This is a genomic window from Chromatiaceae bacterium, assembly GCA_024235395.1.
GTDB lineage: Bacteria > Pseudomonadota > Gammaproteobacteria > Chromatiales > Chromatiaceae > Thiosocius.
On sequence record JACKMK010000001.1, the window covers coordinates 788,134 to 802,168 of the forward strand.

A 14,035-nucleotide genomic window follows, 5' to 3' on the forward strand; every position below is an offset into this window, starting at 1 on the left:
TTTGCCGAGTACCGCTTACTGGTACTTCTCCGCCCGCTTGATCAACTTGTCGAGGTCCTTCTCGCCGGCATTCCAGGGTGTGCCGGGATGCAGACACCCGGCGGTACACTTTTCCGCGGCCTTGACGATGTCCTTGAACGCCGCGCCCTTGGGGTCGATCACGACCGCCTGTTTCTGATCGTTGTACCGGAACACCTTCGGTGCGATCTCGGTGCATTCGTCACACGCGGTGCACTCGGGCGTCTCCACCCAGACCGGCTCGTAGTCCCACGGCAGGTTGGCCGCCGGGGCGCTGCCCGGCACGACCTGGGCGGTCGCCGTCGGCACGGTCAATCCACTCAATGCCGACGCATCACCGCCATTGGCCAGCGCGAGCAGACCCGCCGTGATCGAACGCGCCATCTCGGCCTGCGTCTCGGCACGCACCTGCTCCAGGTCCACCCGCCTGTCGACACCGACCAGCGACTTGAGCTGGCGCCAGAAATCACGGCGCTCCACGGTCGAGGTCACGAGCTCCTGTGCAACCAGCACGCGCACCAGGCGGTTCTTGGCATCGGTCGCCCAGATGTAGGGGAACCTCCCCTCTCGATCGTCCTCGTCGAGATCGATGAATTCGGCCAGGGGGACCATGTCGTCGTGCCAGGTCTCGGGCGGCGCCTTACGGAAGTGTTTCCGGAAGCGCCCCTCGGTGAGCGCAAAATCGGCGAAGGTCAATGGCACCTCGAGGCTGTCCTGCCGACCGTCCTCGGTCTGGTATTGCAGCGTGTATTCCGGCCAGTCTTCGTCCAGCCCCGGGTTGCCTTCGATCGAGCAGCATTCCTCGAAGGTCACGCCTGCATCCGGGTCGTAACGGAACAACGGATAACCGCGCGACTCGACCGCCAGCTTCGACTGATGGTTCGACATATCGTCGCCGACACCATGCTCCGGCTGGCACACGGCATAGATGTTGAACAGCGCCGGTCGGCGGCTGTTCAGACCGTCGATGTAACCCTCCAAGAGGTGGGTGACATGCGCCATCGAACTCTGCAGCACGAACGAGGTGCGATGTGCCATGCCGATCAGGCTCATCTCCTTGCGGATCTCGGTCTTGCCCTTCCAGGCCTTGCCATACGGTGACATATCGGCGACCTGACCGACGAATCCGGAGGTACAGGCCTGTCCGCCGGTGTTGGAATAGACCTGGGTGTCGAGCACCAGCACCTTGATCGGCATGCCCGACGCCAGCGCACGTGAAAGATTCTGGAAACCGATGTCGTACATGGCGCCATCGCCGCCGACACTGACCACCGGTGGACACAGCCGCCACTCCTCGTCACTGAACTGCTTCCAGTTGAAGTGGGTGAAGAACGCATCGTGCTCGGCCGGCGTGTACCTGCCGTCGAGTTCGAGCTTGGCCTGGCGCACCGCCTTGAAGCCGTCGGCCATCTTGCGCATGTGACCTTCGAAGATGCCCATCGCAACCGACGGCGAATCCTGAAACAGGTGGCTGGTCCACGGGAACGGATAGGGATTGAACGGGAAGGTCGAACCCCACACCGAGGTGCAGCCGGTGGCGTTGATGATGCCCATCTCGGCGCGCCCCCTGCCGGTCTTGCCCTCGGTGTATTGCCACTTCAGGTATCGCAGTTTCTCCAGCAGTTGGGAGACCCAACGCAGCCACTTCTGGTCGACCGGTTGCGCACCCCCGGCGAGCGAACCCGACAGCTCGGCCAGTGTCAGATCGCTGTCCCGATGACTGTCCACCGCCTCGTCGATCTTGTGCAGGTTGGAAAGATCCATCCCCTGCGCGAGCTTGAGGCGCACATGGGTCTCGAGACGGTTGATCAGGTCGTCGATCTCCGCCAGATGACGCTTCACGCGTGGCTGCATCAGCGCGGTCACGGTACCGGTAAACAGGTGGATCACCGTTTTCTCGCCACAACCCATACAGGCGCCATCGCCGGACAGCATCGACTGGTAGTTGCCCTTGTCGAGCAACAGTGTCTCCAGGGCGCCGGCCTTCTCTTCGAGGTCGTCGATGCGGATGAAATCGGGATCTGTGGTCGGCAGGTCGAGCCAGAAGTCCCAGTCGCGGCGCATGCGTTCGACCGCATCGGGCGTCTGTTTCTCCGCGACCAGGGCCAGATCGTCGCAGACCTCTATGCATTCCATGCAGCCCTTGCAGGTGTAGGGGTTGACGGTGATCGCGAACAAACCGCCGCTTCCCTTGCTCTTTTTCTCGCGATTGCTCCAGTACGGCTTGGTCACGCTGAAGGCAAAACCACCGAGTTGTGCCGCGAACAGGCCGAACTCCTCTTCGAGCACCTTCCTGGCGTCACCGTCGAGCGTGCTCTCCGCGAGGTGCTCGAGGATCGCCTGGTCGATCAGCGCCACGACATCGGCCGCCTCTCCGCGCGTCTCGATCAATGCACGCAGGCGCTTCTCGACCCCGCGCGACTCGCGCCGCAGGTGTAGCGTCGGCCGACCCTGGGTCTCGATACGCAGGATCGCCGCGGTGAAAACATCCCCGATGGTATTGACCAGGCCCGGGATCGCGCTGTCCGGGCAGACCGTGTAGCAGTTGCCGCAGGCGGTACAGTTCTCCGCGACGAACTTCGGGTACTCGAAGCGGATCTGGGTCATGTCGCGAAACACGCCGGTCGAGGCCGGGATCAACGACAGCGCCTGGTACGGATCGGCCAGGTTGCCGTTGCCACGACCGCTGTTGTAGAAGGCACCGGTCTGCTCCCAGAAACGGTGGATGTCGGATACGCCACCGTCGGCCTCGGGCAGGTGTTTGAGCATCACCGGCAGCGACAGCGCCTTGCGCCTTGCAGTCGCGTGGCTGCCCACCACCTTGTCGGTGATCTCGCGGACCTCTTCGAAACCGCGGCGTACGACGCGCAGGTTGTCCTGCACCACGCGCTCGCCCTTGTCGCCGAACTTGTCGCGCAGCTGGCGTTCGATCGCCTCGAACAGGCCGGCCTCGTCGAGTCCGGCACGTTCCATCAGCGGCGACGCGGCGAAAAACGCACCCTGGAAGGCATTGCCCTGCATGCGGAACTGCAGCTCGGCATTGGATGCCTCTTCACGCGCGATCTTGAAGCCGTCCACATGGAACATGCGGATGTCGTGCTCGACGATGAAGCGCTGAGCGGCGACCGGGATGCGCGCCCAGACATCCTGCGCGGCCTCCAGTTCGGACTGCAGGATGAACACACCGCCCTGCTTCAATCCGAACAGCGGGTTCGAGTGGGTGAACACGTTCGGATCGGGCGACATCGTCACATCGACGTAGGTGTACTCGCAGTTCAGGCGGATCGGCTCCGGCGCCGCCGAAAGGAAATAGGTCGTCGGCTGTCCCTTTTTCTCGGAACCGTATTTCGGGTTGGCACGGATGTCGAAACCGAGCAGTTCGTACAGGGTCATCGCGAGGTTCTTGCCGGTGGTGACCGCGCCCCAGCCACCGACCGAGTGCATGCGCACGGTAATCGCACCCTTGGGCAGCAGGTCCGGGTTTTCGCTGCCCTTCAGCGCCAGGTCCTTGATCCGTGGATAGGCATCAAGCGTACGCTGAATGCGGATCTCATCCTTCGGGTCGGTCGGCTCGCGCACGAAATCCACGCCGAGATAGAAAAACTTGTGCTGGCCGCCGTCCGGCAGCATGTTCTCGAACGCCGCGATCAGCCCCTCGGGCTGCAGATCGCGCGAACCCAGTCCGTAGGCCGCGGAATACAGCGGCGGCATCTCGGCATGGCCCAGCTCGGCGTAACCCGGGTACGGCCTGCGCCCCTCGTGTGCGCCATGGCCGTTCTCGAGACACTTCGTCAGCGCCGCGCGCACCTCGCGCATGATCGGCAGGTCCTCGGCGAGCGGCTGGTCGGTGCGTTCGAGCACCGCGACACCTTTCTTGTTGCGCAGCAGGTGCCCGATGAGGTCGCCGGGGAAAGGTCGGAACATCGTGATGTCGATCACGCCGAGCTTGAGCTTGCGGGTTTCGCGCAGGTAATCGACGACCGCCTGCGCCTGCACCACCATGCTGCCCTGGCCGACGATCAGATAGTCGGCATCCTCCACCCTGTACGCGCCGACCCGGTGGTAGCGCCTTCCCGTCAGCGCGAAGTACTCGTCCATCACCCGGTCGGCGATGGTCGAGATATGTTCGAAGAAATAGGGGCGCTGTGCGGCGACTGCCTGCATGTACGCATCCTGGTTCTGTACCGAACCCGAGAGCATCGGGTTGTCTACATCCCATATCTCGGGGACCCGGCGGCGTTTCTCGCCGTACACAAGGCGTTGTGCCGGCGTCGGGCTGGCGATGATGTCGTCGGGTCGGCCGAGGAACTCCTCGATCAGCGCACGCTCGGGCACCTGCAGTGGTTCGATCAGGTGGGTGGTCAGAAAGCCGTCCTGGCCGACCGCGGCCGGTGTGAGCGATAGCTCGGCGATCTTGCGTGCGATCAGGTTCAGGTCGGCGGCACCCTGCGCGTTGTTCGCGAACACCTGGAAGAAGCCGGTATCGTCGATGCAGTGGTAGTCGTCGTGACCGCAATGCACGTTCAGCGAGGCCTTGGTGATCGCCCGGCTGCCGATATTCAGCACATAAGGCAGGCGCTTGCCGACCGCGGCATACAGGGATTCGTGCATGAAGGCCACACCCTGGGCCGACGAGAAGTTGGTCGCGCGCAGGCCCGACATGGACATCCCGGCCGTCACCGCCGCTGCGGCATGTTCCGATTCCGGTTCGACGAACACCAACGGCTTGCCCGAGATGTTGACGTGCCCCCGGGCGGTCTCTTCCGCCCAGTACTCCCCCATCTGGGTCGACGGGGTGATCGGATAGGCCCCTGCTGCATCCGAGGCCTCGCGCTCGCACATGATCACGGCGCTGTTGCCGTCCATCGCCATGCGGATGCCGGGGTACTTGAACTGCGGTTCACTGGTCTTCTTGCCGAACATGTTTTTTCCTCAACACTCTGTCTCGCCGCGCTCACCCGATGGGCAGTGCGGTCTTTCTGATGACGGGCCGGGCATCACGCCCTTTGGTCAGGCGTTCGTCCGGTTCGCGCCAGACGATCGCGCCGGTCGGGCAGCGCTCGATCGCAACCTTGGAGGCAAGCCGGTTCTTGCCGTAGTCGATCACCGCGAGGTTGTCGACGATGGTGATCAGCCCCTCCGGTGAATCGACCGCACAACGCTCACAGGCGGTGCAGATCACCTCGCATTGCGCCTCGGCGCGATCGCCGAACTCGCGGTTGCGGCACGCCACCCACAGTCGGTGGCTGACCGGATGGATCTCGAACAGGTCCTTCGGACAGACATCGACGCAGTCGCCGCAGGCAGTGCATTTCTCCGCATCGACGACCGGTAGGCCGTGGACATCCATCCGGATCGCTTCGAATGTGCAGACGGTCGCGCAATCACCCATCCCGAGGCAGCCCCAGGCGCAACCCTTGCCGCCACCGGACACCAGGTGCGCAGCCCGACAGCTTTTGAGACCGGCGTAGGACGCGCGGATATGGGCGACGTGTGCACCGCCGGCGCAGGCCAACCGCGCCACGCGTCTCTCGTGCCTGCCGAGCTCGACGCCGAGGAAGTCCGCGATCAGTTGATTGGTGCCTTTCGCGTTGACCGTACACAGTCCCGGGTCGACCTCGCCCTTGACCAGCTTTTCGGCGAACGGCCGACAGCCCGGTGTTCCGCAGGCCCCGCAGTTGGCCTTAGGCAACAGGTCCTCGACCTCGTCGATACGCGGATCTTCGAGAACGAACAGCCAACGATTGGCGACGACGAGGACGGAAGCCAGGAAGATGCCCAACACGGACATGAAGGCCACCGCGACGCCGACAAACTGCAACGAACTCACCCGATACCCCTGGAGCAAGCGCGGCCGAAACCGGTCGATTTACAGTTGTACGGCTTGTGGCCGTGTGCGGAACGCCGAGCGCCGAGGTGCGGCGGGAGACGCCCTTGCCGGGATCACAGTTCCCGGACATGAACCCTGAGGCGCCATTGGGTAATGGGCCCCGAAAGCGAAGGATGCGAGCCAGTCTATGGACCGCCGATCGATTGCAAACGGGAAGGTTTTTAATAGTCGCTATTGAAGCGATCGCAGGCGCACCGCGAAATTGTGCATCGCACAAAAAACAGGACCGAACCTGAAGGATTTTTATATTTTTAAATCAATATCTTATTTGCACTTATTCAAGTCACGATGAAGGATCGACAGCCCCTGAAGGTTACCGCCTAAACCCATGTGGCATGGTGAGTTTTTGTTGATGCCGGTCAAATTGAACGGTGAAGGATTCCGTGCCGCGCGGCGCTGGCCAAGACCGGTACAGCGCAACTGGACGGGGCGGATGTCCCTGCGGCGGGGCGAACAACGCTCGATGCGGACAGGCGTCACGACCACCCACGACCGGGCGGCGACAAGTCAATACGCGGGTGAAATGCGCTCCGCACGGGACCTGGTCGACTGCCGGGTATGGCCGGCACGCTAAAGCTCGGGCCGGGGATGCCGATCTTGGCAGATGTTCTCCAACACCCCCGCACCGGCGCATGTCGACCGGTGCGCCCTGGCGAGGAATCCGGCATGACCAGCTTCATCAATTCGGTGGATCAACGAACCAAGTTGGCGGGAACCAACCGCCTCGAGGTGCTCCTGTTCAGCCTCGGTGTGGACCTCGCAACCGGACGCAAGGAGGTGTTCGGCATCAACGTGTTCAAGGTTCGCGAGGTCATGCATGTACCGGACATCACACATGCGCCCGACATGCCGGATTCGGTCGAGGGCATGGTAAGCCTGCGTGGCAGCATGGTACCGATCATCAATCTGGCGAAGTTCTGCGGCGTACACGGCGAAGAAAAGCCGAAGATCCTGATGGTCACCGAGTACAACAAACACGTGCAGGGGTTTCTGGTCGATTCGGTGGAAACCATCGAACGACTGAGTTGGGACGAGGTCAAGACACCGCCGCCGATGATGTCGAGTCGCCTGGGCGGCCTCGTGACGGGTGTTGCCGAATTGCCCGACAAACGTCTCGTGATGATCATGGACGTCGAGAAAGTACTGGCGGAGACCGCCCATTTCTACGACCAGGAGCAACTGTTCGATACCATCCAGCCGTACCAGAAACGCGAGGTTCAGGGTCTGTTCGCCGACGACTCGAGCGTCGCACGCAAACAGATCTCGACGACCCTCGACAGGATGCAGATCAAGTACATCGCCACGGTCAACGGTGCGGAGGCATGGTCCAGACTGAAGGCGATCGCAGAGCAGGCAGAGGCGGCCGGACAGCAGGTCATCGACGTGCTGCAGTTCGTACTGACGGATGTCGAAATGCCGGAAATGGATGGATACGTGCTGACCCAGAAGATCAAGAGCGATCCTCGCTTCAAAGGCGTACCTGTCCTGATGCATTCCTCGCTCACCGCGGATGCCAACCAGCTGCTCGGCAAGGAGATGGGCGTCGACGCCTATGTGCCCAAGTTCGAGCCGAACGAGCTTTCGAACGTACTCGCCCGGGTACTCGGCTAGCCGCGATGATCGGCGAATGCACCGACCGCATCAGTTCGGCGTCGCCCGGACCGACAGCGACCTAGACGCTGCGCCCGGGACACCCACGCGGGGTCGCCGGTCGGCGGCGGGCCAGAGAGCCGGCCAGCGACCGACGACGCTACCCGGTAGCGTCGCGGAACTCTCGGATCTCCCTGCTGCTGCCGCACCCGGGCCGGCGTACCGGGACTGTGCGGCCATGCCCCGGCCGCGTATCCTGCCCTCCCAAAACCCCTGAGAGGAGCTGTGATGACCCAGTCCGTGCGTATCGGTATCGTGACCGTTTCCGACCGCGCCAGTCGCGGCGAGTACCAGGACCTCGGAGGCCCGGCGATCCGCGAGTGGCTCGAGCGCGCGCTGATCACCCCCTGGGAAGCCCTGGCCCGGATGGTCCCGGACGAACAAGGCGAGATCGAGCAGGCATTGCGCGAACTCGCCGATCACGACGGCTGCTGCCTGGTTGTCACCACGGGGGGCACAGGCCCGGCAAAGCGCGACGTGACACCCGAAGCGACCGCGGCGGTGTGCGAGAAGATCCTGGACGGTTTCGGCGAACAGATGCGCGCCGTTTCATTGCGTTTCGTGCCGACTGCGATACTCTCGAGGCAGATCGCCGGTATCCGCGGCACAACCCTCATCGTCAACCTGCCCGGAAAGCCGAGCGCCATCGCGGACTGCCTGGACGCGGTGTTTCCAGCAATCCCGTACTGCATCGATCTGATCGACGGGCCCTTTGTCGAGACCGACGAGGCCGTGGTCAGGGCATTCCGACCGAAGAACAAACCGGCCACTGAACAAGCCGGTTGACGTCGCCGGGTCAGGGGCTCTCGGTTGCGGAGTTCTGCTGGCGGCGCAACGCATCCAGCCGATTGAGTACCGTCTTGGCGCGTTCGATGCGTGCGGTAATCTCCTCGTCACCCGGTTTGAGGCTAAGTGCCGCTTGCCAGGTGGCCACCGCCGCGTCCAGCTGTTCATCGAGGTACAGGTGGTCACCCAGCTTGATCAACGCCTCGACCTGCGGACTGATCATGGACCAGGCCCGCTCCTTCAGACCGGCCACCTCGCTGTTGTTGGGCTGCAGCACGGCAACCCGCTCCAGCGTCTCGAGGGCCCTGCGGTAGTCGCGCGAAGCGATCGCCTCCTTGGCGTCGTCGAGCAGCTTCTTCGCCTTGACCTGCCGCTGCCGTTCCTCGGCCAGCCGGCGGCGCTCGGCGGCCTGCGTCTCGCTGGCCCGCAATTGCGCCTCGACCCGCGCCAGCCGTTCCTCGACACTTCCCGGCGCCGCGATCTGTGTCGCCACGGCGAAGCACCGCTGAGACAGCGCCGGCTCGCTGGTCAGATGACGTTCGGCGCATGCGGTCAGGGTCTCCAGTTTTCCGGAGAGCACCTCTTTCCAATACAGCTTGCGCGAGACGAGCATCAGGTTGTCCGGCTCCGCCAGCGCCAGCTTTTCCAACAAATCGATCTTGTTACGCTGGTTTTCGGCGTCACCGACCAATATCCGATCTTCCAGTGAACGCTGCTGGCTACTCCACTCGGCACGTAACCGGACGACCTCCTCGGCGAGACCGGCATCTTCCGGAAAAAGTCGCTGCGCCTGATCCAGCAACGCGACCGCATCCGACCATTTACCGCCGTGCGCCAGCTCGCGGGATACCTTGATCGCTTCCGCTGCAGAACCGACCGTCGGCAGGTCGGTTGGCTCGGTCTTGAGACTGCTGCAACCCGCCAGCAGTACGACTGCGATCAAGATCCACGACAGACGGTGCATTACCCGGTTACCGAAGAGAGTATGTGATCGATGAGTTGATCGGCGTTGACGTCCTTCGCCACCGCTTCGACATCCATTGCACAGACATCGACCGGTTCCCTGCGTCCACGCAACTGGGCGGCACCGAGGTCGTCGTAGTGCTCGCGCTGCCCCGGGTGTCCCGGCGCCATCATCGCGCGTGGCAGCAGCACACCGCCCGGTGGCGCGATGCCGCACAGCCGCGCCGCGACGTTCACGGTATCTCCGACCACCGTGTACTGCATACGTTCGACGCTGCCGAGGTTACCGGCCAACATCGGTCCACTGCTGATGCCGACCCGCAGCATCACGGTGGGCTGCTGGTTTGCCTCGCGTATCTGGTTTATACGCCGGGTCAGCTGCTGAATCAGCATGCCACAGGTCAATGCGTGCAGGGCATGATGTGCGTCGTTGTTGGGCGCACCGAACACGATCATGATGCAGTCGCCGATGAAGTTGTCGACAGTGCCACCACAGCTCTCGGCGGCGAGCGCAAAGTAACCGAAGTAGCCGTTCAACAGCGAGCCCACCTCACCCGGCTCGCGTTTCTCCGAGAGTTCCGTGAACCCGACAATGTCACAGAACAACACGCTGCCGGTGACGCAGCTGCCGCCGAGGCCGAGTCCGGTGTTCGCGGTCAACACCTGGTGTGCCACCTGTCGCGAGACGTAGCGCGACAGTGCCGCTTCCGCATGATGCTTGCGGCGCACGCCCTCGGCGAGGTGCTGGAAGGTCTCGAGGACCTGACCAATCTCATCGCGTCGCTCGGCCGCGCCCTGTGGCCTGCCGGCTCCCAATACCTCGCCGGCACGTGCCAGGCGTTCGATCGGCCGAGAAAGACGGTGTGCCAGCAGCGACGCCAGCACGATGCCGATCAGGATCATCGTCACGCTGGAAAGCATCAGAAAGCGCGAGGTCTCCTGCAGATCGGCCTCCAGCGGCGAACGGTCTATGCTGACGGTGAGATAACCCGCCGTCACGTCCTGGAACACCACGGGGCTGACATAGGACACGGCCTTGTACTCTCCGTTCTCCCAATCCCATGACTGCACATTGGATGCCTTGACATGACGGGTTCCGACCCCGGGGGGACTGACGCCGGCTTCGGCGACCAGATTGCCGTCGGCGTCATGTAGCGCCGCGCCCAACACCAGCTCACTTTGCACATGCCGCTGCAGCAGTATCTGCAGTCCAAGCGAATCAGCCGCCATCAGGGGCTCGCCGCTGACCCGTAGCAACTGTTCAACGATGACGGTACTGAAGCGATCGACCTGATTGCGATAGCCTTCTTCCTGCTGCTGGATCAGAAAGAATCCAAGCACGCCCATGGTCACGACGATCAACGCGGCGATGCTCATCGACCACTTCAGGCCCAGCGGGATCGACGAATTGTCGAAGCGACGCCAGGCCCGGCGCACAAAGCCGCCAAAGCCGGTCTGTCTCGGGGCATCGGGGAGAGGACACCGGTCGTCGGTCTGGCGAATGATGTTCATCGTCATGCAAATCCTGTCGTCCGATGCCCCGCCCGTCCTGGCGAGGCCTGCCGGGTGCGTAATTTAACACCGGTAAAGTTTACCGACACTGCCCGTCGCGACGATCCGCGGTGATGGCCGCATCGACAACGCCGGGCCGCGTCGCCGAGAGGCGGGTACCATCACCGCCAATGCAATGTTATGTTATTACAAATTCTCATGCCAAAAGCCGGACATGCCGACCTATCCCCGATCTCTGGCGTTCATCGCAGCCCTGACGCTGTGCCTGTCGATCAGCGCGCCTTCTGCCGGCACTCCGCCGCGTGTGGTCGCGAGCATCGCGCCGCTGCACTCACTGGTCTCGGCGATCATGCAGGACGTCGCGGAACCCCGTCTTCTGCTGCACGGTGGCGAGTCACCCCACACCTTCAGTCTGCGTCCCTCGGACGCGCGCATGCTGCACGATGCGGACCTGGTGTTCTGGATCGGACCGGCGCTGGAATTGCCGTTGGCACGCATCCTTGAGCGCATGCCTTCGGCAAAATCGGTGACCTTGTTGTCCGCCCCGGGCGTTGAGACACTGCCGGCGCGCGATATCCACGACCTGGCCGGAGCCGGGGCCGGGGCCGAAGCGCATGCGTCGCACGGGAAAGCCGCGGACCACCTGGTCGATCCACACATCTGGTTGTCGCCGGGCAACGCGTTGGCGATGAGCGACACGATCGAACGTACGCTCATTGAGCGTGACCCCGGCAATGCACAACGCTACCGGGCAAACGCCCGGCGTCTGCGCGCACGGCTTGAGCAGCTCGATCTGGACCTGCGGCATGAGTTCCAAGGCATCGACGCCGGCTTTATCGTCTACCACGACGCCTACCAGTACCTGGAACACCGCTATGATCTGCACGCCGTGGGTTCGGTGACCAGCCATGCGGAGCGCAGCCCGGGTGCGGCGCACCTGCGTGAGCTGCGGGAGAAGCTCGCCGACGGCCGGGTACAGTGCGTATTCTCTGAACCGCAGTATGCCGCGAAGCTGCTGCGCATGCTGCAGGGTCCCCACAGGCTTCGGCACGTGGTTCTGGACCCACTCGGCGTCGAATTCACACCCGGACCTGATCTTTACGAACGGATGATGCGGTTGATCGCCGAACAGCTGAGCGGCTGCCTGCAGGCCACCGGAACCTAGCCGATATGTCGCACGACAGCTTTCCCGATTCCGGCCACGACCACCGCGCCTGCGTACAGGGTGCATTGCGCGATGCCGAGACATTGTGCGCCCGGCGGGGGGTACGCCTCACCCCGGCGCGCCGCAGGGTGCTCGAACTGATCTGGCAGAGCCACCGCCCGAGCGGCGCCTATGACCTGCTCGAAAGGCTCGCGGCGGACGGCCACCGGCCGTCGCCACCCACGGTCTACCGCGCGCTCGACTTCCTGCTGCGGCAGGGCCTGGTCCATCGCGTCAGTTCGCGCAATGCGTTCGTCGGCTGCAATCACCCGGGCGACGACCATATGGCGCAACTGTTCATCTGCGATCGCTGTGACGTCGCGTTCGAACAGGCCGACGGTTCACTGAACCGGCGGATACGCCGCAACGCGATGGACCTGCAGTTCAAGATCCGCACCCAGACAGTAGAGATCGCCGGGCTGTGTCCACGGTGTGCGGGGCGCTCGGATGGCGCCTGAGCTGCTGATCGACGGGCACGACCTCGGCGTCCGCGTGCATGGCCGCGACCTGCTCGCGCATATCGATCTGCAGGTACGGCGCGGGAGGATCCTGACGGTGATCGGCCCCAACGGGGCTGGCAAGACCACCCTGGTGCGGTTGGCGCTCGGCCTTATCAGGCCGACCACCGGACGCATCGAACGCTGCGCCGGTTTGCGCATCGGTTACATGCCGCAGCGCCTGCAGCTGCCGGAGAGCATGCCGCTGAGCGTCCGACGGTTTCTCGCCCTCGCCCATCCCGATCACGACCGCCTGATACGCGACGCCGACCGGGTCGGCGTGTCACACCTGCTTGAGCGACCCATGCAGGGATTGTCCGGGGGCGAGACCCAGCGCGTGCTGCTGGCCCGCGCGCTACTCAGCGATCCAGACCTGCTGGTGCTCGACGAACCGGTTCAGGGAATCGACGTTAACGGCCAGGCGGAGATGTATCGCCTGATCGTCAGCCTGCGTGACGACCGCGGTTGTGCGGTGATGATGGTGTCCCACGACCTGCACCTGGTGATGGCCGCAACCGACGAGGTGCTGTGCATCAATCAACATGTCTGCTGCTCTGGGCACCCGGATGCGGTGAGTCAACACCCGGCTTATTTGAACCTGTTCGGCGCGCTGGATGCCGACGCCCTGGCGATCTACACGCACCATCACGACCATCGGCACAACCTGCACGGCGACGTCGTCGACGACCCGGACCACGGTCATGGATGATTTCCTGCTCTACGCGCTCGCCGCCGGCATCGGCCTGACGCTGATCAGCGGGCCGCTCGGGGTGTTCGTCGTCTGGCTGCGCATGGCCTATTTCGGTGACACCCTGGCACATTCGGCACTGCTCGGCATCGCGCTCGGGCTGTTGCTGCAGATCGACCTGCAACTCAGCGTGTTGCTGCTCGCGCTGTTCATCGCGATCGCGCTGGTCGCCCTGCAGCAGCGCAGCCCACTGGCGACCGACACCCTGCTGGGCATCCTGGCGCACGGCGCTCTGGCGATCGGCCTGGTGGCGATCAGCTTCCGCGACGACATACGCGTCGACCTGCTCGCCTATCTGTTCGGTGACATCCTCGCGGTCAGCGGTCGCGACGTGCTGTGGATCTGGGGCGGCGCCCTGGTCGCCCTGGCAGCACTAAGGGCAATCTGGCGGCCGCTGCTCAATCTCAGCGTGCACGCCGATCTCGCAGCGGTGGATGGCGTCGATGTGGCACGCGTGAAGCTGGCGTTCATGCTGCTGGTGGCCCTGGTGATCGCAGTAGCGATGAAACTGGTCGGCGTACTGCTGATCACCGCGTTGCTGATCATTCCTGCAGCGACCGCGCAACGCTTCGCGCGCAGCCCGGAACAGATGGCGCTGCTCGCGACGCTGGCCGGCTTTCTTGCAGTGCTCGCAGGCCTCGGCGGCTCCCTGGCATTCGACACACCGGCCGGGCCCTCGATCGTCGCGGCAGCCACCGGGCTGTTCCTGGTCGGTCAACTGAAACAGGTTCGCTGAACCAGGGGCATCCGTTCAGCGACTGTTCAGC

Annotated in this window: 10 protein-coding genes; 6 read left to right on the forward strand and 4 right to left on the reverse strand. The window is 63.7% G+C overall.

Annotated features, from left to right (window positions below; all coding sequences use genetic code 11):
- Positions 1–15 precede the first annotated feature (15 nt).
- Both H6955_03620 and H6955_03625 read right to left on the reverse strand, forming a co-directional pair.
- A complete protein-coding gene (locus H6955_03620) occupies positions 16–4,941 on the reverse strand; it encodes a 2-oxoacid:acceptor oxidoreductase family protein (protein ID MCP5312617.1) in 4,926 nt (1,641 codons plus the stop codon).
- A 31-nt stretch (positions 4,942–4,972) separates the two neighbouring features.
- A complete protein-coding gene (locus H6955_03625) occupies positions 4,973–5,809 on the reverse strand; it encodes an RnfABCDGE type electron transport complex subunit B (GenBank protein ID MCP5312618.1) in 837 nt (278 codons plus the stop codon).
- A gap of 765 nt (positions 5,810–6,574) precedes the next feature.
- Between H6955_03625 and H6955_03630 the strand changes: the two genes are divergently transcribed.
- Together H6955_03630 and mog are read left to right on the forward strand one after the other, a co-directional pair.
- Complete coding sequence (locus H6955_03630) at positions 6,575–7,519, forward strand: chemotaxis protein CheV (protein MCP5312619.1); 945 nt, start codon at positions 6,575–6,577, stop codon at positions 7,517–7,519.
- Between the two features lie 267 nt (positions 7,520–7,786).
- A complete protein-coding gene (gene mog / locus H6955_03635) occupies positions 7,787–8,344 on the forward strand; it encodes a molybdopterin adenylyltransferase (GenBank protein MCP5312620.1) in 558 nt (185 codons plus the stop codon).
- Between the two features lie 10 nt (positions 8,345–8,354).
- Here mog and H6955_03640 read toward each other — a convergent pair whose 3' ends face one another.
- Together H6955_03640 and H6955_03645 are read right to left on the reverse strand one after the other, a co-directional pair.
- Entirely contained in the window at positions 8,355–9,308 is a 954-nt protein-coding gene (locus H6955_03640; GenBank protein MCP5312621.1) for a hypothetical protein, read from the reverse strand.
- The gene (locus H6955_03645; protein ID MCP5312622.1) at positions 9,308–10,819 is read right to left on the reverse strand and encodes a HAMP domain-containing protein; all 1,512 of its coding nucleotides are present in this window, start codon (positions 10,817–10,819) and stop codon (positions 9,308–9,310) included. Before H6955_03645 ends, H6955_03640 begins: the two co-directional genes overlap by 1 nt.
- Before the next feature lie 214 nt (positions 10,820–11,033).
- Between H6955_03645 and H6955_03650 the strand changes: the two genes are divergently transcribed.
- From H6955_03650 to znuB, 4 genes are read left to right on the forward strand one after another with little or no spacing between them, the layout of a single operon-like run.
- On the forward strand, positions 11,034–11,984 hold the full coding sequence (locus H6955_03650; protein MCP5312623.1) for a zinc ABC transporter substrate-binding protein: 951 nt from the start codon (positions 11,034–11,036) through the stop codon (positions 11,982–11,984).
- Positions 11,985–11,989: 5 nt separating this feature from the next.
- Positions 11,990–12,481 carry a transcriptional repressor gene (locus H6955_03655; protein MCP5312624.1) on the forward strand — a complete coding sequence of 164 codons (492 nt, stop codon included), beginning with the start codon at positions 11,990–11,992 and terminating at the stop codon, positions 12,479–12,481.
- Complete coding sequence (gene znuC, locus H6955_03660; GenBank protein MCP5312625.1) at positions 12,471–13,229, forward strand: zinc ABC transporter ATP-binding protein ZnuC; 759 nt, start codon at positions 12,471–12,473, stop codon at positions 13,227–13,229. Before H6955_03655 ends, znuC begins: the two co-directional genes overlap by 11 nt.
- On the forward strand, positions 13,222–14,004 hold the full coding sequence (znuB, locus tag H6955_03665) for a zinc ABC transporter permease subunit ZnuB (protein ID MCP5312626.1): 783 nt from the start codon (positions 13,222–13,224) through the stop codon (positions 14,002–14,004). Before znuC ends, znuB begins: the two co-directional genes overlap by 8 nt.
- The last annotated feature ends 31 nt before the right edge of the window (positions 14,005–14,035 follow it).

What these genes read in the sequence shown, in the direction of transcription:
- mog (MCP5312620.1), top strand. Translation starts at nt 7,787, where the DNA reads ATGACCCAGTCCGTGCGTATCGGTATCGTGACCGTTTCCGACCGCGCC.
- H6955_03645 (MCP5312622.1), bottom strand. Translation starts at nt 10,819, where the DNA reads ATGAACATCATTCGCCAGACCGACGACCGGTGTCCTCTCCCCGATGCC.
- H6955_03620 (MCP5312617.1), bottom strand. Translation starts at nt 4,941, where the DNA reads ATGTTCGGCAAGAAGACCAGTGAACCGCAGTTCAAGTACCCCGGCATC.
- znuC (MCP5312625.1), top strand. Translation starts at nt 12,471, where the DNA reads ATGGCGCCTGAGCTGCTGATCGACGGGCACGACCTCGGCGTCCGCGTG.
- H6955_03640 (MCP5312621.1), bottom strand. Translation starts at nt 9,308, where the DNA reads ATGCACCGTCTGTCGTGGATCTTGATCGCAGTCGTACTGCTGGCGGGT.
- znuB (MCP5312626.1), top strand. Translation starts at nt 13,222, where the DNA reads ATGGATGATTTCCTGCTCTACGCGCTCGCCGCCGGCATCGGCCTGACG.
- H6955_03655 (MCP5312624.1), top strand. Translation starts at nt 11,990, where the DNA reads ATGTCGCACGACAGCTTTCCCGATTCCGGCCACGACCACCGCGCCTGC.
- H6955_03650 (MCP5312623.1), top strand. Translation starts at nt 11,034, where the DNA reads ATGCCGACCTATCCCCGATCTCTGGCGTTCATCGCAGCCCTGACGCTG.
- H6955_03630 (MCP5312619.1), top strand. Translation starts at nt 6,575, where the DNA reads ATGACCAGCTTCATCAATTCGGTGGATCAACGAACCAAGTTGGCGGGA.
- H6955_03625 (MCP5312618.1), bottom strand. Translation starts at nt 5,809, where the DNA reads ATGTCCGTGTTGGGCATCTTCCTGGCTTCCGTCCTCGTCGTCGCCAAT.